Here is a 20049-nt window from a genome sequence, read left to right on the forward strand (position 1 = left end):
GGTCAGCGGGTAGAACCCTGATGCGAGGAGCGTCCCTCCGAGTACGAGGATGACCGCCGTCGAGAAGGCGATGTGGAAGGGCCATGACCCGCCCGCCCACGAAATGCGCCACATAGGCGCCGATCACGGAGAACAAACCGGTGCCGATCAGTGCCGCCTGGGCGTTCTGCATGCACAGCACGACGCCGGCGAGTCCGACGTCGGCGTAGGCGACGAAGACGACGCTTCCCTTGCCCCGGGATCCCTTCGACCACAGCGCGCCGGCGAGCGGAGTCCTGGCGACGATGGCGGATGCAGGGACCACGCTGAGGCAGATGAGCCCGATCGTGATCTGTCGCCACCGGCTGTCGCCCGCACCGTCGGGGATGACGATGGTGACCGCGCCGAACGCGCCGAACCCGAGCGTCAGGGCCGCGATGGCGTACCGCCACAGCTGATCCCGGAGCTCGATGCGGCGGAGGAGGTGGCGCGGTGTCCCGCCTCCCAGGGGCATCTCCTCCATGCGGCCCATCGTCGCACGACCACTCCTGCCGCGATCGCGATTGCAACGGCTTTGAGATCGGCAAGAGCCGGTGTCGATGACTGCGTCGATGGCGTGACCGGCTCCACGAAATCTAATTGGTCCAAACAAAAGTCATGTCCGTTGGTTACGGCAGAGCGTGGAGATCTCGCGCGCGGGGTGACCGTCACTCCGGCGCCTACGGCCGGGGTCGCGAATGAACATTCGAGTGTGTGGTATGTGTTCGAACGGGACCGTATGATCGAAAGGGAGCGAGGGGGTGAGTTCGAATGAATTCCTGTACGGCAGAGGAATATCTCGACGCCCTCGTCGTGTTCGAGCGGGCCGCCGAGCGGCTCGCCGCGGCAGATCCGGTGATGCTTTCCTCGCAGCAGGTGCTCGAGTGTCTGCGCCGCCTGGAGACGGCCGCCCGCAAGGTCCCGTACGGCCAGAACGTGCTGGCCGGGGTCGCGTTCGAGCAGGGGCTGCCCGCGGAGCTGGGGTACACCGGGCTCAAGGAACTCCTCGTCGACCAATTGCGCCTGGCCGGCGCGGAGGCGCGTGACCGGATGCACGGCGCGTACAACCGGGTGCCGCGTCACGCCCGCGGCTTCGCGCCTGAGCCCAAGTACGAACTCATCGCGGAGGCGCAGCGCGAGGGCAGGATCTCCGAACGGCACGCCACGGCGATGGGGCGGATCCTCGACAAGTGCTACCGCCTCAACGGCGGCGACCTCGACGATGTCGAAGAGATCCTCGTGACGGCGGCGGAGAGTGTGCCGCCGGAGGACATCGGTCAGATCGGTAAGCGCGCCGTCGCCCTCCTCGATCCCGACGGTGCCGAGCCCGACCAGGATCGCATCCGGCGCTCGCGCGAGCTCACCGTGAGTGCCCAGGGCGACGACCTGATGTCCGACATCGGCGGCGCGCTCTCGCCCGAGTGCCGCGCCCTGCTCGATGTGGTACTCGAGATGTTCGCCCGCCCGGGCGTGGGCCATCCCGACGACGTCGCGGCCCCGGTCGATCCGAGCGACGCGGACGCGGTCCGCGCCGCCGCCGCGCGCGACACCCGGAGCGCGGCGCAACGCAACCACGACGCCCTCGCCCATGCGCTCGGCATCGTCATCGGTTCGGGTGGACTCGGCAGCCATCGAGGGCTGCCCTGCGTCCCGATCATCACTGTGGGGATCGATCAGCTCGAGTCGGAGACCGGCATCGCGACCACCGCCACCGGTGGCCGGCTCCCGGTCGCCGACGCGCTACGCATGATGGGCGCCAATCCGAAGTACGTCCTCGTGCTTGACTTGGCTTCTCGGCCACTGTTCCTGGGCCGGGAGAAGCGCCTCGCGTCCGCGGATCAGCGGATCGCGCTGTACGGCTCCGAGAAGGGCTGCACCGCACCCGGATGCGACGCGCCCGCCACCCGCTGCCAGGTCCACCACGTCACCGAGTGGGCCCACGGCGGCGCCACCGACGTCACCGCGCTCACCCTCGCCTGCGACGCCCACCACGGCAAGGTCGTCCCCGACCTCACGGAGAACCCGCGCGGATGGGAGACCATCACGATCCCGCACGGCGAGCCGTACGCCGGGCGGACCGGCTGGCGCCGCGGCGCCGATCCCGCAGGGATGCATCGCGTCAATCACCGGCGCCACGCCGAGGAGCTCCATCGCGAGGCGCTCGTCCGCTGGCGCACCCGGTGTGCGCAGTTCCGGGACGCGTGGGTCGAACAGGACCTCCGCCGCCAGTTCGAGGACAGTTGTGCCGACCACGAACTGATCGCGAAGGTCCTCGATGGTCCGCACGGCCCGCCGCTCCTCGAGCAGTTGCTCGCCGACCACGATGCCGACACCGCCTGGTGCGCACCGTCGAACACCGGCGCCCACGCGGCCTGAGGCGTCAGAACCGGCTCCGCCAGGCGGCGGCGTCGGGGAGGCGGGCATCGGGCGCGGTCGTCCAGAAGGCGGACGTCAGGTCGTAGCCGTCGTGCACCAGTCCTGCTCGCGCCGGCCAGTGCTCGGCCGCCCACTCGGGCTCGTTGTGCATCGAGTCGATGCCCGCGCGCACGCCGCCCTCCAACTCGAAGTGCAGGTGCCGGGCCGCCTCGCGGGCGGACTCGGCGCCCACCGGCACGGCCGCGGCGGCGGCGACGAGATCCGTGGCCGCGCCACGGATCCGACGATCGGTCCAGGCGAACGTCCGACGGTGCGCGCCCGGGTCCAGCAGGTACATCGCGAGCAGCGCGATCACGACTCCCACCAGGGTCTCCAGCAGGCGGTCGCGCATCACCGGTCCCGCCGCCCCGCCGGTGACGCCCGCCCCGCTCGCCAGCAGCGCCACCGGGGTGATCACCACCACCGCCGCGGCGTAATTGCGTACGACGAGGATCTCGATGCAGAACTGCAGTGCGGCGACCACCGCGATCAGCGCGTAGCCCTGCGGAGCCGCCGCGTGCAGGCCCGCGAACAGAACCAATCCGACTGCGGTGCCGAGGAATCGGTGCAGCGCCCGCACGGTCCCGTGCACGCGGTCGACCCCGGTCTGCAGCACCACGAGGGCGCTGATCGCCGCCCAGTGCGGCCGCTCGAAACCGAGCGCGATGCTCACCGCGCCCGCCGCGAGGCACGCGACGCCGACCCGGCCCGCGGTGATCGCGGCGTGGGAGGAGGGACTGAGCGAGCGGCGCAGGCGGTGGCCCACCGTCGGCCGAAGCCGCGACGTGGTGACCGCGCGCGTGGGGTCGGCCTCCGTGTCCGCGTCGTCGGACGAGGCGGCGGCGAAACGCCGGTTGGCGTCCCGCAGGTCGGCCAGCAGCGCCGCATCGGCGGGGCGGCTCGCCGCCCGGGCGTCGTCCATCGTCGACCAGGCCGCGACCAGGGCGGAACCGGCGGCGTGCCGGCGCTCGGCGGAGGGCGGACCGTCGGTGGCGAGATACGCGTTCACCGTCCCGATCGCGCGCCCCGCGGCCTCCCGCTGCGGCGCCGACGGATCGACCAGCACCCCGGACATCGAGACCAGCACCGACGAGATCGCGCCCAGGGAGGCACCGACTACCAGCATTGCGGGATCGGCGCCGGATTCGACGGCGATCAGCCCTCCGGACCCGACGAGCGCGAAGAACAGGGCGCCCGGCGGACCCAGCCGCAGCGCGTCGACCACGAAGACGGCCGCCACGGCGGGGATGACCGTCATCAGCACGGCGCAGGTCTTGAGAAGGGCGCCGCCCGCGGGCACGGCCCACCCGATCGTCGCCCCGATGGACACCGCGACCAGCAGCGCCAGCCCCGCGGCCGCCACCACGTGCCCGCGTACGCGGTAGGCGCGGCCCTCGCCGTACAGCACGGCGAAGGCGCCGAAGGTGGTGAAGAGGGCCGAGCTCGCGTGCCCCGCCGCGACCAGCCCGGCCCCGGGGATCGCCACCGCCGCCGCAGCCCGCAGGCCGGCCCGCCACCGCCAGACGGGCGCACCGTCGGCGAAGACGAGCGAGCGGACCCGCGCGACGCGGGGCGGGGGATCGTGGAGTGGTTCGCTCACCGGACCATTCCAACACCGCCGCCGCGGCGGCGCACACGCGGCAGTGCGGGGGAGAGATCGGGGCGAAGAATGCAGTGACGCAGAAGAAAGTGCCCCCGGCAGGATTCGAACCTGCGGCCTTTCGCTCCGGAGGCGAACGCTCTATCCCCTGAGCTACGGGGGCGCAGGGCGTAGCAAGGTTAGCGCATAGGGCAGGCCCGGCGGAAACCGGGCGGTCAGGCGCACCTTAGGATGGACCGGTGACTCCCGCTGACCTTTCGGAACTCCTGCACGCCACCGCGACCACCGTGCTCACCGAGCGCGGCCTCGACGTCTCCGTGCTGCCCGAACGCGTCACCGTCGAGCGGCCCCGCAACCCCGAACACGGCGACTACTCGACCAATATCGCGATGCAGGTCGCGAAGAAGGCCGGCGTCAATCCGCGCGACCTCGCGACCTGGCTCGCCGAGGCCCTCGGCAACGCCGACGGCGTCGACGAGGCCACCGTCGCGGGCCCGGGCTTCCTCAACATCCGGCTCGCCGCGGACGCGCAGAACCAGCTCGTCGTGAACATCCTCGAGCAGGCGGGCGCGTTCGGGCAGGGCAAGGCGCTCGACGGTGCGCTCATCAACCTCGAGTTCGTCTCCGCCAACCCGACGGGCCCCGTCCATCTCGGCGGCGCGCGCTGGGCCGCCGTGGGTGACAGCCTCGGCCGCGTGCTCGAGGCCCAGGGAGCCGAGGTCACTCGCGAGTACTACTTCAACGACCACGGCGCGCAGATCGATCGGTTCGCCCGCTCGCTCGACGCGGCCGCCCGCGATCAGCCGACGCCCGAGGACGGCTACGCCGGCGACTACATCGGCGAGATCGCGGCGACCGTCGTCAAGGACCACCCGGGCATCCTCGACCTCCCCGAGACCGAGCGGGTGGAGGCCTTCCGCGCCGACGGCGTCGAGCTGATGTTCGGGCACATCAAGCGCACCCTGCACGAGTTCGGCACCGACTTCGCCGTGTTCACCCACGAGGACGAGATGTTCAGCTCGGGCCTCGTCGAGAGCAGCGTCCAGCAGCTCAAGGACAACGGCAACCTGTACGAGAAGGACGGCGCCTGGTGGCTGCGGGCCACGGACTACGGCGACGACAAGGACCGCGTCGTCATCAAGTCCGACGGCAACGCCGCGTACATCGCGGGCGACATCGCCTACATCAAGCACAAGTTCGACCGCGGCTTCACTCTCGCGATCTACATGCTGGGTGCGGACCACCACGGCTACATCGGCCGGCTCAAGGCCGCGGCCGCCGCGCTCGGCTACGACCCGGCGCAGATCGAGGTCCTGATCGGCCAGCTGGTGAACCTGGTCAAGGACGGCAAGCCCGTCCGCATGAGCAAGCGCGCCGGCACCGTCATCACCCTCGACGACCTGGTGGACGCCGTCGGTGTCGACGCCGCGCGCTACTCCCTGGTGCGCAGCTCGGTGGACACCTCCATCGACCTCGACCTGGATCTCCTCGCCCAGGCGAGCAACGAGAACCCCGTCTACTACGTGCAGTACGCGCACGCCCGGCTCTCGGCCATCGCGCGCTCGGCGGCCGAGCTCGGCGTCGTCGCCTCGACGGAGCACCTCGGCCTGCTCGACCACGCCCGCGAGGGCGATCTGGTGCGCACCCTCGGCGAGTTCCCCGCCGTGGCCGCGGGCGCCGCGAATCTCCGTGAGCCGCACCGCATCGCGCGGTACCTCGAGGAGCTGGCCGGCGCCTACCACCGCTTCTACGGCGAGTGCCGCGTGCTGCCGATGGGCGACGAGGAGCCGACCGACCTGCACCGCGCCCGCGTGGCGCTGTGCGCCGCCACCCGTCAGGTGCTCGCCAACGGCCTGGCGCTCGTGGGTGTTTCGGCACCCGACCGGATGTGAGAGGCCACCACTCGTGAGTGAACTGGATCGGGCCGTGTGGCCCGCCCACGCGCGCCGGGAGGCCGACGGTGCCGTCTCCGTCGCCGGGGTGCCCGTCACCGCGCTCGCGGCCAAGTTCGGCACGCCGCTGCTCGTGATCGACGAGGACGACTTCCGGGCCCGCTGCCGCGGCATGCGGGAGGCGTTCGGCGCGGACGCCGCGGTGCACTACGCCTCGAAGGCGTTCCTCTCCATGGAGATCGCCCGCTGGGTACGCGACGAGGGCCTGAACCTCGACGTCTGCAGCGGCGGCGAGCTCGCCGTCGCCCTGCGCGCCGGCTTCCCCGCGGAGCGGATCGCGCTGCACGGCAACAACAAGTCGGTCGCCGAGCTGGACTACGCCGTCGAATCGGGCATCGGGCACGTGGTCGTGGACTCGCTCTCGGAGATCGCGCGGCTCGACCGCGCGGCAGGGGAGCGGAACACCGTGCAGGAGGTGCTGATCCGCCTCACGCCGGGCGTGGAGGCGCACACCCACGAGTTCATCTCCACCGCGCACGAGGATCAGAAGTTCGGCTTCTCCCTCGCGTCGAACGGCTCCGATTCGCCGGCCATGAAGGCGGTCACCGCCGTCTTCGCCGCCGACAACCTGCGGCTCGTGGGCCTGCACAGCCACATCGGCTCGCAGATCTTCGACGTCAACGGCTTCGAGATCGCCGCCCGCCGCGTGCTCGAGCTGCTGCGCGACGTCGTCGCACGCTTCGGCGCGGAGAAGACCGCGCAGCTGAGCACCATCGACCTCGGCGGCGGCCTGGGGATCTCCTACACCCCGCACGACGACCCGCCGCCCGTCGCCGACCTCGCGGTCAAGCTGCGGCACATCGTCGAGACCGAGTCCGCCGCACTGGGACTGGCGACGCCGCACCTCGCCGTCGAGCCCGGTCGCGCCATCGCGGGCCCGCCCGGGATCACGCTGTACGAGGTGGGCACGATCAAGGACGTCGTGGTGGACTCCGAGGACGTCGGCCCGCAGGGTTTCCGGCGCTACGTGTCGGTGGACGGTGGCATGAGCGACAACATCCGCACCGCCCTGTACGGCGCGGAGTACACCGCCGTGGTCGCGAGCCGCGATCTGCAGGGCGAGCCCGTGCTCTCCCGCATCGTCGGCAAGCACTGCGAGACCGGCGACATCGTGGTCCGCGACACCGACACCCCCGGCGACCTGGCGGAGGGCGACCTGATGGCCGTCGCCGCCACGGGGGCCTACTGCTATTCGATGTCCAGCCGCTACAACATGCAGCCGCGTCCCGCGGTGGTGGCGGTCAAGGACGGCGCGGCGCGGCTCATCCTGCGCCGGGAGACCGTGGACGACCTGGTGAGCCTGGAGGTGCTCTGATGACCGAATCCGCACAGCAGAGGGAACTGGGCGTCGCCCTCCTCGGCATGGGCACCGTGGGCACCGAGGTGGCGCGCATTCTCGTGGAGAACGCCGACGACCTCGCGGCCCGCGTCGGCGCGAACCTCGTCATCCGCGGGATCGCCGTGCGCGACACCACGAAGGACCGCGGCCTCAAGGCCCTCGGCCTGAAGAAGAGCCTGCTCACGGACGACGCGGAGGCCCTGGTCGGCCGCGACGACGTCGACATCGTGGTCGAGGTGATGGGCGGCATCGAGCCGACCCGCACGCTGATGCTCAGCGCGTTCAAGGCCGGCAAGTCGGTGGTCACCGCGAACAAGGCGCTGCTCGCCGAGTACACCGGCCAGCTGGCCGACGCCGCCAACAAGGCCCGCGCCGACCTGTACTTCGAGGCGGCCGTGGCCGGCGCGATCCCCGTGATCCGCCCGCTGCAGCAGTCCCTCGCGGGCGATTCGGTGGGTCTCGTCGCGGGCATCGTCAACGGCACCACCAACTTCATCCTCTCCAACATGGCGGAGAAGGGCGAGGCCTACGAGACCGTGCTCGCGGAGGCCGGCCGCCTGGGCTACGCGGAGGCCGATCCGACCGCCGACGTGGAGGGCTACGACGCCGCGTCCAAGGCCGCGATCCTCGCGTCGATCGCCTTCCACACCCGCGTCAAGGCCGACGACGTGCACCGCGAGGGCATCACCGGCGTGACCGCCGCGGACATCGAGGCGGCGAAGGCCTTCGACTGCACCATCAAGCTGCTCGCGATCTGCGAGAAGATCACCGATGCCGAGGGCGCGCAGCGGGTCTCGGCCCGCGTGTACCCGGCGCTGGTGCCCTTCAAGCACCCGCTCGCCAGCGTCGACGGTGCCTACAACGCCGTCTTCGTCGAGGCCGAGAACGCCGGCCGCCTGATGTTCTACGGCGCCGGCGCGGGCGGCGCGCCCACGGCCTCCGCCGTGATGGGCGACCTGGTGGCCGCGGCCCGCAACAAGGTCGTCTCGGGCCGCGGACCCCGCGACTCGGCGTACGCCAAGCTGCCGATCGCGCCGATCGGCGAGGTGCTCACCCGCTACTACGTGGCGATGGAGGTCGCGGACCGGCCCGGCGTGCTCAGCGCCGTCGCGAACGAGTTCTCGGCGCGGAGCGTGTCCATCAGCACCGTCCGTCAGCAGGCCGACACCCCCGAGCGGGGCGCGCGCCTGGTGATCCTCACCCACAAGGCACCCGACGCGGCCCTGTCGGCCACCGTCGAGGCGCTGAAGAACCTGGACGTGGTGACCGCCGTGTCCTCCGTGCTCCGTCTGGAGGGAACCAGTGACTAATTCCGCTGCCACCGTGCACACCCCGTGGCCCGGCCTGATCGAGGCCTACCGGCACCGTCTGCCCGTGTGCGACACGTGGGAGCCGGGCTGGGCGCCCGTCACCCTCCGCGAGGGCGCGACCCCGCTGCTGCCCGCGCGGGCGCTCTCCGAGCTCACCGGCTGCGACGTGCACCTCAAGGTCGAGGGCCTCAACCCCACCGGCTCCTTCAAGGACCGCGGCATGACCATGGCCGTCACAGAGGCCAAGGCCACCGGCAAGAAGGGCGTGCTGTGCGCGTCCACCGGCAACACCTCCGCCTCCGCCGCGGCGTACGCCTCCATCGCCGGCCTCGAGTGCGCCGTGCTGGTGCCCGCGGGCAAGATCGCCATGGGCAAGCTGGCCCAGGCCGTGATGTACGGCGCCAAGATCATCGAGGTCGACGGCAACTTCGACGACTGCCTCGAGCTGGCCCGCAAGACCACCGCCACCTTCGACACCATCTCGCTGGTGAACTCGGTGAACCCGGTGCGCATCGAAGGCCAGAAGACCGCGGCGTTCGAGATCGTCGACGCCCTCGGCAAGGCCCCCGACGTGCACGCGCTCCCCGTCGGCAACGCCGGCAACATCACCGCGTACTGGAAGGGCTACAGCGAGTACGCCGCCGACGGCATCATCTCCGCGCGCCCGCGCATGCTCGGCGTGCAGGCCGCGGGCGCCGCGCCGCTGGTCAACGGGGCCCCGGTCAAGGACCCCGAGACCATCGCCACTGCCATCCGCATCGGCAGCCCCGCGTCCTGGAACCAGGCCGTCGCCGCCCAGCAGGAGTCGAACGGCCAGTTCCGCGCCGCCACCGACGAGAAGCTGCTCGAGGCCTACCGCCTCATCGCGAAGACCGAGGGCGTCTTCGTCGAGCCCGCGTCGGCCGCGTCCGTGGCCGGCCTCCTCGCCGCCACCGCCGACGGCTGGATCGAGAAGGGCTCCACCGTGGTGTGCACCGTGACCGGCAACGGCCTCAAGGACCCGGACACCGCGCTGAGCAGCCTGCCCGAGATCGCCCGCGTCGGCATCGACCCCGTCGCCGTGGCCGCCGCCATGGGGCTGACGGAGTAGCCGCGCCCGTGTCCCCCGCCTCGAACGCCCCGCTCGTCCTGCCCGTCGGCCTGAAGGCCACCGTGACCGTCCCGGCCTCCAGCGCCAACCTCGGCCCCGGCTTCGACACCCTCGGCCTCGCGCTCGGCCTCTACGACGACGTCACCGTCGAGACCGTCGATCCCGGGACCGACGGTGACCTGACCGTCGTGGTCACGGGGGAGGGCGCCGGGGAGGTGCCCGACGACGACCGTCACCTCGTGGTCGTGGCGCTGCGCCGCACCCTCGCGCACCTCGGGGTCACCGCGACCGGGCTCCGCCTGACCTGCGTCAACCGCATCCCGCACTCGCGCGGCCTCGGCTCGTCGGCCGCCGCCGTCGTCGCCGGGATCGCGGCCGCCGCCGCGCTGGCCGCCGACGCCGACGCGCCCCGCGGGCTCACCACCGACGAGATGGTGCAGCTGGCCTCCGAGTTCGAGGGCCACCCCGACAACGCTTCCGCGAGCGTGCTCGGCGGCGCGGTAGTCTCCTGGACCGTGCCCGCGGTGCCCGTCCCCGACGTGGCCGGCTACCGCGACCACGCGGCGGCGAGCGCGGCACCGTCGGCGCCCCTGCACTACGGGGCCCGGCGCGTGGACGTGCACCCCGACATCCGGGCCTACGCCTTCGTGCCCGACGTGCAGTCCTCGACGTCGGTGACGCGCGGCATGCTGCCCCGCCTGGTGCCGCACGCCGACGCCGCGTTCAACGCCTCGCGCGCCGCGCTCATGGTGCTGGCGCTCACCGCGCACCCGGACCTGCTGCTGGACGCCACCGAGGACCGGCTGCACCAGCGGTACCGGGCCGCCTCCATGAAGGAGTCGTTCGCGCTGGTCGAGCGGCTGCGCGCCGCCGGCGTGGCCGCCGCGATCTCCGGCGCCGGGCCCACCGTGCTCGCGTTGACCCCCCAGGCGCTGCCGACCCGCCTCGCGGACGCCGCCGTCGAGGCCGGATTCGTCGTGCGCGAGCTGCCCATCGCCGACGGGGTCGTGCGCGGCTGAGCGCGCGGTCCCGGGGGTGGTGATTGCCGGGCGCCGGTACCCGCGCTATCATGGCAAAAGTGTCCGACCAGTGTGCGGACGCTGTTTCGGCACATTGCCATTCCACGCCCAGCAACCAGCCTCGGACGTGTTGGCGCGCCGGTCTCCACATCAGGCCGAGACATCTGTGCCCCCGCCGGAAACGCGGGGCCCGGCAGCCGAAGCGCAACAAGCACCTTCGTCATTCGTGCGTCGCCCGCGAAAACACCTGTGCACCAACGCAGGACAGCCCGGCGAGCACGGTAGGCCCCTGCTTCCGCAGTGCGCGAACAGGGAATTGAAAGGAACTCCGTGACCGAAACGGACGTGACCACCAGCCCGGAGACGGCCACCGCCGCGGCCAGCACCACGCGGGCCGACGAGCGTCGCCGCTCGGGCCTCAACGGCATGGTGCTGGCCGAACTGCGAGGCATCGCGAGCGAGCTGGGGATCAAGGGGGTCTCCGGGCTCCGCAAGGGCGATCTCATCGCCGCGATCAACGACCACGGCGGCGCCGCCAAGACCGCGCCGAAGGCCGCCAAGGCCGAGGCTCCCAAGGCTGAGGCTCCCAAGGCTGAGGCTCCCAAGGCTGAGGCTCCCAAGGCTGAGGCGCCCAAGAACGAGGCGCCCACGAACGACGCCCCCAAGGCGGAGGCGCCGCAGGCCGAGGCCGCCGACGCGCCGAAGACCGAGGGCCGCACGGCCCGCGCCCCGCGGGGCGAGCGGGCGGCGAAGGCCGACCGGGCACCGTCGGACAACGGCGACGCGAGCGCCCAGGCCGACGCGCCCCAGGGCGACGCCCCGAAGAACGAGGGCGAGCAGGGCCAGCAGGGTCAGCGCCGCGAGCGCAACCAGCGCCGCAACCAGAACGCCGACGGCGAGGGCCGCCAGCAGGGCGAGAACCGCCAGGACCGCCAGCAGGGCGACCGCCAGCAGGGCGAGAACCGCCAGGACCGCCAGCGCAATCAGAACAACAACCAGGGCGGCCAGGGCAACAGCCAGGGCAACCGCAACCAGAACAACGGCCCGGACGACGACGGCGACGGCACGGGGCGCCGCGGGCGCCGCTTCCGCGAGCGCCGTCGCGGCCGCGACCGCAACCAGAACGACGGCGAGCCGCAGGTCAGCGAGGACGACGTCCTGCAGCCGGTGGCCGGCATCCTCGACGTGCTCGACAACTACGCATTCGTGCGCACCTCGGGCTACATCGCCGGGCCGAACGACGTCTACGTCTCGATGAACATGATCCGCCGCAACGGCCTGCGCCGCGGCGACGCGATCACGGGCGCCGTGAAGATGCCCCGCGACGGCGAGAGCTCGGGCGACACCGGCGGCAACCAGGGCGGCGGCGGTGGCCGCGGCAACCAGGCGAACCGGCAGAAGTTCAACCCGCTCGTGCGCCTGGACTCGGTCAACGGCCAGGACGTGGAGTCGGCGAAGAACCGGCCCGAGTTCAACAAGCTCACGCCGCTGTACCCCAACCAGCGACTGCGCCTCGAGACCGCGCAGAACATCCTCACCACCCGTGTGATCGACCTGATCATGCCGATCGGCAAGGGCCAGCGCGCCCTGATCTCGGCGCCGCCGAAGGCCGGTAAGACCACGGTGCTGCAGGACATCGCGAACGCGATCGCCACGAACAACCCCGAGTGCTACCTCATGGTGGTGCTGGTGGACGAGCGCCCGGAGGAGGTCACCGACATGCAGCGCAGCGTGCGCGGCGAGGTGATCAGCTCCACCTTCGACCGCCCGCCGGGCGATCACACCTCGGTCGCCGAGCTGGCGATCGAGCGGGCCAAGCGGCTCGTCGAGGGCGGCAAGGACGTGGTGGTGCTGCTCGACTCGATCACCCGCCTCGGCCGCGCCTACAACAACTCGAGCCCCGCGTCGGGCCGCATCCTCTCGGGCGGTATCGATTCGACGGCCCTGTACCCGCCGAAGCGGTTCCTGGGCGCGGCGCGCAACATCGAGAACGGCGGCTCGCTGACGATCATCGCCACGGCGCTGGTCGAGACCGGCTCCACCGGCGACACCGTGATCTTCGAGGAGTTCAAGGGCACCGGCAACGCCGAGCTCAAGCTGGACCGCAAGATCTCGGAGCGGCGCGTCTTCCCGGCCGTCGACGTCGCGGCGTCGAACACCCGTAAGGACGAGCTCATCATGGCGCCCGACGAGGCTGCCGTGGTGAACAAGCTGCGCCGGCTGCTCGCCGCGCTGGACAGCCAGCAGGCCATCGACCTGCTGATCAGCCAGCTCAAGAAGACGCAGAACAACATCGAGTTCCTCATGACGGTGCAGAAGAACAGCGGCTTCGGCGACAACGACTGACCGCATCACGCAGACGACGGCGCCCCACTCCTTCGGGAGTGGGGCGCCGTTGCGTGTTCAGGGGTGTTTCGGTACGTTCTCCGTCGTGCGCACCATGAACACGTCGACGGCGTCCTCATGCACCGTCTCGAACCCATGGCGTTCATACAGCCGCCGGGCCGGGCTGCCGAGCGGGACGTCGAGGCGGACCGTGTCGGCGGTGGTGAGAACCTCGCCCAGCACAGCGGTGCCGATGCCTTGGCCCTGAGGAGCCTTCCCGCGGGAGGTGTTCACAGAGTCCGGGGTAGCGACCCGATGATCGGTGAGGAACTCCCGCGGGAGTGGACGGGCGTGTAGGCGACCGGCGCCGGAGTGAAGAACCCCCGCGGGAGCGCCGTGGGGCGCTGCGGGAGACGACGGCACCGTCGGGCGGGCCGACGGGGCGCGCCTACTGCGGCAGGAACGGCGTGATCGCCGCGGCGATCTCCGTGCCGCGGTTGCAGTCCCGGTTGCCCACCTTCTGCAGTCCGATGTAGAGGACGCCGTTGGTCAGCGACTTGTACGCGGTGATGCAGTAGTCGGGTGTGTTCGTGTTCGTGCTCGGCACCGTGAAGGAGCGCCACTTCGTCGTGCCCGACACCGACACCGCCGCGCCCGTCTCCCACGAGTTCGACGTCTCGAAGGTCGCGAACTTCACGTCCGCGTTGCTGGCCTTCGAGTCGGAGCCCTTGCAGGCGTACTTCGCGCCGGCGGTGCCCGACCGCTGCCCCGGGTCGTCGGCGAGCGGGCTGATGCCCAGCGTCGAGATCGTGGTGGGCGGTAGCAGGCACGGGTCGATGAAGCCGTCGCGCACCGTCGAGGTGTTGCTCACCGGTGTCGTGGTCGCGGGCGTCGACGGCGCGCTGCTGGCGGCGGTGCTGGTCGGGGAGGCGACGGCATCGTCGGAGCTCGTGCTGAGCGCGAGGATCGAGACCGCGGCCACGGCCACCACCGCGACCGCGGCGATCGCGCCGATGACCACGCCCTTCTTGGTGCCGCCCTGCTGCGGCGACTGCCCGGCGAGGCCCACCGGCCCGCCCTGCCACGTGCCCTGCGGGCCCGCGACCTGCGGATTCGACACCGGGCCCGACGGCCGGGCGAAGGGCTGCGAGGGCACGCCCTGGAACGGCGGGGGAGTCGCGGGACGGAAGCCCGCGCCGGGCGGCGGCGTCGCGACCCGCGTGGTCGGGTTCGACGGTGCCTGCCCCTGCGGGTACGCGCCCGCCGCGGCGGCGTGCAGGGCCTGCGCGAAGTCGTGGCACGTCGCGTACCGCTGCTGCGGCGCCTTGGCCATTCCGCGGGCGATCACGGCGTCGATCGCGGGCGGGAGGCCCGGGCGCTGCCGCGACGGTGCCGGGGGCGGGGCCATCAGGTGGTCGCGGATCACCGCGGTGCCGCTGCTCGCGCCGAAGGGCTTGGCGCCCGTGAGCAGCTGGACCGTGGTGCCGGCGAGGCTGTACTGGTCGCTGCGGCCGTCCACCGGGTCGCCGCTGAGCTGCTCCGGCGAGGCGTAGTCGAGGGTGCCGACCACCATGCCGACGGATGTCAGGTCGCTGTGCTCCTGCTGCTGGCGGGCGATGCCGAAGTCGCCGAGCATGACGCGCGGCGTCGAGCCCGTGGCGTCGATCATGATGTTGCCGGGCTTGACGTCGCGGTGCAGCAGGCCCTGGGTGTGCGCGTAGTCGAGCGCCGCCGCCACCGCGTCGACGATGGTCAGCACCTGGTTCACCGGCAGCCCGGTCGGGTTGCTCGCGAGCAGCGCCGAGGCGTCCTGGCCCGGGACCAGCTTCATGGACATCCACAGCCGGCCGTCGTCGTTGCCGCGGTCGTACACCGGGACGATGTTCGGGTGGTCGAGCCGCGCAGCCATGTCGGCCTCGCGCTCGAACCGCGCCCGATACGTCGGGTCGTGGGAGAAGGCCGTGGGGAGCACCTTCAGGGCGTCCACGCGCGGCAGCCGCGGGTGCCGCGCGGCGTACACCGCGCCCATGCCGCCCGCGCCCAGCAGGCGCTCCACGACGTAGCCGCCGATCACGGTCCCGGCGGGCTCGATCGCCGGTCCATTGCCTGACTCGTTCACGTCTTCACTCCCGGATTTCTCGAGAACTCGGCCCGCTCGCTTCGCTCCCGGCGCCGGTCTGGTGACAGCTCGTAGCTAACACCGGCGGACTTGCGGCGCGCCAGTCAACCACCAAACGTCCGCCGCATCGTGACCACGGCGTCGTCGCCCACCTGCGGGAGCCGGGAATTTCTCGAAGCCCAGTGCGTTCTGGCATACTGGAACGTCGGTATGGGTTCCGGTTCACGGTCCTGGCGCACGCCAGGGTCGACCCGGCGACCACGAACGAGAAGGACGGCAATCATGAAGCAGGGTATCCACCCCGAGTACGTGGCCACCACCGTTGTGTGCGGTTGCGGCAACACGTTCGAGACGCACAGCACCAAGGCCGACGGCCGCATCAACGTCGAGGTCTGCTCGCAGTGCCACCCGTTCTACACGGGCAAGCAGAAGATCCTCGACACGGGCGGCCGTGTCGCGCGCTTCGAGAAGCGCTACGGCAAGCGCGCCGGTAAGGCCACCGAGGCCGCAGCCGACTCGCAGTAGCTGTCCCGCCGACGCCCGTCCTGCCCCGCAGGCCGGGCGTCGGCGCGTTTCACGGGTACCCCAGCTCCCGCATCGCCCCGCCCCGTCCGAGAAAGGCACCGCCGCCATGAGCGCCTCGTCCCCCTCCGCGATCGACGACATCCTCGCCGAGTACGCCGGCCTCGAGCAGCAGATGTCCGACCCGGCGCTGCACAACGACCCGGCCGCCGCGCGCAGGGTGGGCAAGCGCTTCGCCGAGCTGGCGCCGGTCATGGCGACGCACCGCAAGCTGGAGGCCGCCCGCGAGGACCGCGCCGCCGCGCAGGAGCTGGCCGCCGACGACGCCTCCTTCGCCGAGGAGGTGACCGCGCTGGGCGAGCAGATCGTGACGCTCGAGCAGCAGCTCACCGACCTGCTCGCGCCGCGCGATCCGCACGACTCCGACGACGTGGTCCTCGAGGTCAAGTCGGGGGAGGGCGGCGAGGAGTCCGCCCTGTTCGCCGGCGACCTCGCCCGCATGTACCTGCGCTACGCGGAGCGCCGCGGCTGGAAGGTCGAGACCCTCGGGGCCACCTACTCCGACCTCGGCGGCTACAAGGACGCCACGTTCGCGATCAAGTCCCGCGGCGCCGGCGCCGACGGGAGCATCGACGGGGTGTGGGCCCGGATGAAGTTCGAGGGCGGCGTGCACCGCGTGCAGCGCGTCCCCGCCACGGAGAGCCAGGGCCGCATCCACACCTCCGCGGCCGGCGTGCTCGTCTACCCCGAGCCCGACGAGGTCGAGGAGGTGCAGATCGACGAGTCCGACCTGCGCATCGACGTCTACCGCTCCTCCGGCAAGGGCGGGCAGGGCGTCAACACCACCGACTCCGCGGTCCGCATCACGCACCTCCCGACGAACATCGTCGTGACCTGTCAGAACGAGCGCTCGCAGCTGCAGAACAAGGCCCGCGCCATGCAGGTGCTGGCCGCGCGCCTGCAGGCCCTCCGCGAGGAGGAGGCCGAGGCCGCCGCGTCGGACTCCCGGGCCGCGCAGATCCGCACCGTCGACCGCTCCGAGCGGATCCGCACCTACAACTTCCCCGAGAACCGCATCGCGGACCACCGCATCGGCTACAAGTCGCACAACCTCGACCAGGTCCTCGACGGCGAGCTCGACGCCCTCCTGGACGCCCTTCAGGCGGCCGATCGCCAGGCGCGCCTCGAGGCCGAGTAACCCGGCGTGACCCGACCCACGATGCTGGCCGCCGCCGCGACGGCCCGGCTGGCGGAGGCCGGCGTCCCGTCGGCGCGGTTCGACGCGGAGGTCCTGCTCGCCGAGGCGCTCGGCATCGACCGCGGGCGGATCCCGATCGCCGACGACGCCACCCCGGAGCAGGCGGCCGCGTACGAGGCCCTGCTGGCCCGGAGGGCGGCCCGGGAGCCGCTGCAGCACATCCTGGGCCGCGCCTACTTCGGCCCGCTCACGCTGGCCGTGGGGCCCGGCGTCTTCGTCCCGCGGCCCGAGACCGAGCTCCTCGCCGTCTGGGCCGCCCGGCAGGTCGGGCGCGGCGCCGCCGTCGTCGACCTCTGCGCCGGCTCCGGCGCGCTGGGCCTGTACCTCGCGGCGACGGTGCCCGACTCCCGCGTCGTGCTCGTCGAGCGCGACCCCGCGGCCCTGGACTACCTGCGCCGCAACGCCGACGCGGCCGCGCTCGCGGGCTCGGCGACGGTGCTCGACGCCGACGTCCGCGACCCGGCGCTGCCCGCGCGCCTGACGGAGCTGCTCGGCACCGTCGACCTGGTGGTGTCCAATCCGCCGTACGTGCCCGAGGGGGCGGAGCTCGACCGGGAGGCGGCCGCCGACCCCGCCGTCGCGCTGTTCTCCGGCGCCGACGGGCTGGACCTGATCCGCGACCTCGCGCCGCTCGCCGCTCGACTCCTCGCCGCCGGGGGCGCCGTGGGCGTCGAGCACGACGACAGCAACGGCGCCGGCACCGCCGAGCAGTTGCGCGCGGCCGGCTTCGGCGGCGTCGCCGAGCACCGGGACCTCGCGGGAAGGCCCCGGTACGTGACTGGCAGGATGGACCCGTGAGCATCGCCAGCCGCGCCTTCGACTGCACCGACCCGGAATCCCGTGCCGCGGGCCTCAGCGCCGCCCGGTCCGCGCTGAAGGGCGGCCACCTCGTGGTGATGCCGACCGACACCGTCTACGGCATCGGCTGCGACGCGTTCGACGGGCGCGCCGTCGCGGCCCTGCTCGCCGCGAAGAACCGCGGCCCGGACATGCCCGTCGGCGTGCTGGTGGGCTCGTGGAACACCATCGACGGGCTCGTCAGCCGCGTCAGCGACGCCGCCCGCGAGCTGACCCGCGCCTTCTGGCCCGGCGCCGTCTCCCTCGTCGTCGAGCAGGCGCCCAGCCTCGCGTGGGACCTCGGGGACACCCGCGGCACCGTGATGCTGCGGATGCCGCTGCACCCCGTCGCGATCGAGCTGCTGCGCGAGGTCGGGCCGATGGCGGTCTCCAGCGCCAACGTCTCCGGCCGGCCGCCCGCCGCCACCATGCTGGAGGCGCGGGATCAGTTGGGCGACTCGGTCGACGTCTACCTCGACGGCGGGCCCTCCGAGCACGCCGCGCCGTCGAGCATCGTCGACCTGTCCGGGCCGCAGCCGCGCGTGCTGCGCGAGGGCGCCGTGAGCACCGCCCGGATCGCCGAGGTCCTCGGCGTCACCGTCGAATCGCTGGCCTGAGCTACTTCGTCGGGCCAGCGGTGCCGCCGACGTCGGTGATCAGCCAGTTCTGCGCCTTGTCCAGCGTCACGTCGTAGCGGGTGAGCAGCTCGCGGCCGGCGGTGGCCTGCACGTTGTTCGCGGTGACCGTCACGAACACGGCCACCTTATAGGTCGAGTCGCTACGGCTGGTCACCACCGCGACGGGGTCGGTCCCCTTCGACACCCACTGCAGCGGCTGCAGCAGCTGGTTCATCGCGCCGGCCGTCGCCTCGAGCTTCGCCTTCAGCGCCGGCGAGACACCGGTCGTGATCGCGGTGCGCCACGGGGTGAGGTCGCGGTAGTCGAAGGTCGACGACCCGATCGCGTACTTCCCGGCGACGTCCTCGGCCTTGGCGTCGTCGGCCGCGGCCTGCTGGGTGGTTGCCAGCTCGGCGCGCGTGTCGTCGGCGCGGCCCTGGGCGCCGCTCCACAGCACGGCGAAGGTCACCGTCGACGCCAGGAGCGCGAGCACGAGGACGGACGCGACCACCAGCCCGGCCACCAGGCCGGCCGAGCGGCGCGGTGGGGGAGTGGGGGCGCCGAACCCCTGGGGCGCGTAACCCTGGGGCGCGTACCCCTGAGGTGCGTATCCGGGCGGCGGGTTCTGCGGCTGATTCACCATTCGATGATCGCACGTTCATGAGAACAACGAAGCGCCCGGACCCCCTGCGGGATCCGGGCGCTTCGGCGGGACGGCTGCGGCGTCAGTTGCCAGGAGCGGGCGTTTCCGCGGGCGTCTGCGCGCCCTCGGTCGGTGCCGCCGGGGTCGGCTGAGTGGCCTGCGAGGACGGATCGGCGAGCGAGCCGCCCACGTCGGTGATCTGCCAGTCCTTGTCCTTGTCCAGGGTCACGTTGTAGACGGTGACCACCTCGCGGCCGCTGGCGGCCTGCACGTTGGTGGCTTCGACCTTGACGTAGGCGCTGACCTTGTAGATCGGGCCCGACTGCGAGTTGACGACGGCGTCCATCACGGTGCCCTTGGACACCCACTGCAGCGGCTGCAGCAACTGGTTCATGGCGCCGGCGGTGGCGTCCATCCGCGTCTTGAGGTCGGGGGAGACGCCCTTGACGATGGCCGCGCGCCACGGTCCGAGGTCGCGGTAGTCGAAGGTCGAGGCGCCGGCGGCGTACTCCGCGGCCACCTTCTCGGCCTGCGACTTCTCGGCGGCGGCGGCCTTCATGTCGCTGTTCTCGGACTTCTGCAGGCCCCACAGCACGCCGAAGGTGATCGACGCCGCGAGCAGGGCCAGGATCACGACGGTGATGACCACCGTGGTGACGGTCGCGCCCGCGGTCAGGCCCGCGGCCTGGTTCCGCGTCGCCGCGGCCCGGGCCGACGCCTTCGGGCGGCGCACGGGCGCCTCCACGACGTCGTCCTCGTCGTCCTCGACCGGGGGAGCGGGGCGCTTGGCCGTCTTCGCGGCGGGCGCGGCCTTCTTCGCGGTCGAGACCTTCTCGGTCGGAGCCTCGTCCTTCGTCGCGATCTCCTCGGTCGCGTCGGCGGTCTCCTCGGCCGCCTCGTCGACGGTGTCCTGCACGGTCTCCTCGGTCGCCGCGGCCTCGTCAGCGAGGTTCTTGTCGTCCGGGGTGGAATCAGTCACTTGTCG

Annotated in this window: 17 protein-coding genes and 1 tRNA gene; 12 read left to right on the forward strand and 6 right to left on the reverse strand. The window is 72.1% G+C overall.

The features are described 5' to 3' along the window. Positions 1–49: 49 nt before the first annotated feature. On the forward strand, positions 50–793 hold the full coding sequence (locus ACLQ3K_RS19845) for a hypothetical protein (protein ID WP_426001220.1): 744 nt from the start codon (positions 50–52) through the stop codon (positions 791–793). After that, positions 790–2394, forward strand: coding sequence for a DUF222 domain-containing protein (locus tag ACLQ3K_RS19850; protein WP_426001221.1), 1605 nt, complete (start codon positions 790–792; stop codon positions 2392–2394). The genes ACLQ3K_RS19845 and ACLQ3K_RS19850 overlap by 4 nt, the downstream gene beginning before the upstream one ends. A gap of 4 nt (positions 2395–2398) precedes the next feature. Here ACLQ3K_RS19850 and ACLQ3K_RS19855 read toward each other — a convergent pair whose 3' ends face one another. Both ACLQ3K_RS19855 and ACLQ3K_RS19860 read right to left on the reverse strand, forming a co-directional pair. Then, entirely contained in the window at positions 2399–4033 is a 1635-nt protein-coding gene (locus ACLQ3K_RS19855) for an FUSC family protein (protein ID WP_426001223.1), read from the reverse strand. Between the two features lie 90 nt (positions 4034–4123). Further along, positions 4124–4196, reverse strand: a tRNA-Arg gene (locus ACLQ3K_RS19860). A gap of 76 nt (positions 4197–4272) precedes the next feature. Between ACLQ3K_RS19860 and argS the strand changes: the two genes are divergently transcribed. From argS to rho, 6 genes are all read left to right on the forward strand, one after another. Continuing rightward, the gene (gene argS / locus ACLQ3K_RS19865) at positions 4273–5925 is read left to right on the forward strand and encodes an arginine--tRNA ligase (RefSeq protein ID WP_224647882.1); all 1653 of its coding nucleotides are present in this window, start codon (positions 4273–4275) and stop codon (positions 5923–5925) included. Then, on the forward strand, positions 5900–7300 hold the full coding sequence (gene lysA, locus ACLQ3K_RS19870; RefSeq protein ID WP_426001225.1) for a diaminopimelate decarboxylase: 1401 nt from the start codon (positions 5900–5902) through the stop codon (positions 7298–7300). The genes argS and lysA overlap by 26 nt, the downstream gene beginning before the upstream one ends. After that, complete coding sequence (locus ACLQ3K_RS19875) at positions 7300–8634, forward strand: homoserine dehydrogenase (protein ID WP_224647881.1); 1335 nt, start codon at positions 7300–7302, stop codon at positions 8632–8634. The genes lysA and ACLQ3K_RS19875 overlap by 1 nt, the downstream gene beginning before the upstream one ends. After that, positions 8627–9724 carry a threonine synthase gene (gene thrC, locus ACLQ3K_RS19880; RefSeq protein ID WP_426001226.1) on the forward strand — a complete coding sequence of 366 codons (1098 nt, stop codon included), beginning with the start codon at positions 8627–8629 and terminating at the stop codon, positions 9722–9724. Before ACLQ3K_RS19875 ends, thrC begins: the two co-directional genes overlap by 8 nt. An 8-nt stretch (positions 9725–9732) precedes the next feature. After that, a complete protein-coding gene (thrB, locus tag ACLQ3K_RS19885; protein ID WP_336671864.1) occupies positions 9733–10743 on the forward strand; it encodes a homoserine kinase in 1011 nt (336 codons plus the stop codon). A gap of 330 nt (positions 10744–11073) precedes the next feature. Next, positions 11074–13089: a transcription termination factor Rho gene (gene rho / locus ACLQ3K_RS19890; RefSeq protein WP_426001227.1), complete on the forward strand. Its 2016-nt coding sequence runs from the start codon at positions 11074–11076 to the stop codon at positions 13087–13089. A gap of 57 nt (positions 13090–13146) precedes the next feature. Here rho and ACLQ3K_RS19895 read toward each other — a convergent pair whose 3' ends face one another. After that, positions 13147–13362 (reverse strand): GNAT family N-acetyltransferase, encoded by a 216-nt coding sequence (locus ACLQ3K_RS19895; protein ID WP_336671862.1) that lies wholly within the window; start codon positions 13360–13362, stop codon positions 13147–13149. 154 nt (positions 13363–13516) lie between these two features. Next, positions 13517–15187, reverse strand: a complete 1671-nt coding sequence (locus ACLQ3K_RS19900; RefSeq protein ID WP_224647877.1) for a serine/threonine-protein kinase — start codon at positions 15185–15187, stop codon at positions 13517–13519. 282 nt (positions 15188–15469) lie between these two features. Here ACLQ3K_RS19900 and rpmE point away from each other — a divergent pair, with 282 nt between their 5' ends. From rpmE to ACLQ3K_RS19920, 4 genes are all read left to right on the forward strand, one after another. Further along, the gene (rpmE, locus tag ACLQ3K_RS19905) at positions 15470–15712 is read left to right on the forward strand and encodes a 50S ribosomal protein L31 (protein WP_224647876.1); all 243 of its coding nucleotides are present in this window, start codon (positions 15470–15472) and stop codon (positions 15710–15712) included. 106 nt (positions 15713–15818) lie between these two features. After that, on the forward strand, positions 15819–16907 hold the full coding sequence (gene prfA, locus ACLQ3K_RS19910; RefSeq protein ID WP_426001229.1) for a peptide chain release factor 1: 1089 nt from the start codon (positions 15819–15821) through the stop codon (positions 16905–16907). A gap of 6 nt (positions 16908–16913) precedes the next feature. After that, positions 16914–17765, forward strand: coding sequence for a peptide chain release factor N(5)-glutamine methyltransferase (gene prmC / locus ACLQ3K_RS19915; RefSeq protein WP_374201329.1), 852 nt, complete (start codon positions 16914–16916; stop codon positions 17763–17765). After that, positions 17762–18421: an L-threonylcarbamoyladenylate synthase gene (locus ACLQ3K_RS19920; RefSeq protein WP_224647874.1), complete on the forward strand. Its 660-nt coding sequence runs from the start codon at positions 17762–17764 to the stop codon at positions 18419–18421. The genes prmC and ACLQ3K_RS19920 overlap by 4 nt, the downstream gene beginning before the upstream one ends. Position 18422: 1 nt before the next feature. Here ACLQ3K_RS19920 and ACLQ3K_RS19925 read toward each other — a convergent pair whose 3' ends face one another. Both ACLQ3K_RS19925 and ACLQ3K_RS19930 read right to left on the reverse strand, forming a co-directional pair. Continuing rightward, on the reverse strand, positions 18423–19061 hold the full coding sequence (locus tag ACLQ3K_RS19925; RefSeq protein WP_426001230.1) for a hypothetical protein: 639 nt from the start codon (positions 19059–19061) through the stop codon (positions 18423–18425). Positions 19062–19146: 85 nt separating this feature from the next. Continuing rightward, positions 19147–20043 carry a hypothetical protein gene (locus ACLQ3K_RS19930; protein ID WP_224647872.1) on the reverse strand — a complete coding sequence of 299 codons (897 nt, stop codon included), beginning with the start codon at positions 20041–20043 and terminating at the stop codon, positions 19147–19149. Positions 20044–20049 lie beyond the last annotated feature (6 nt).

This window comes from Tsukamurella sp. DT100 (assembly GCF_049844855.1).
Classification (GTDB): Bacteria; Actinomycetota; Actinomycetes; order Mycobacteriales; family Mycobacteriaceae; genus Tsukamurella.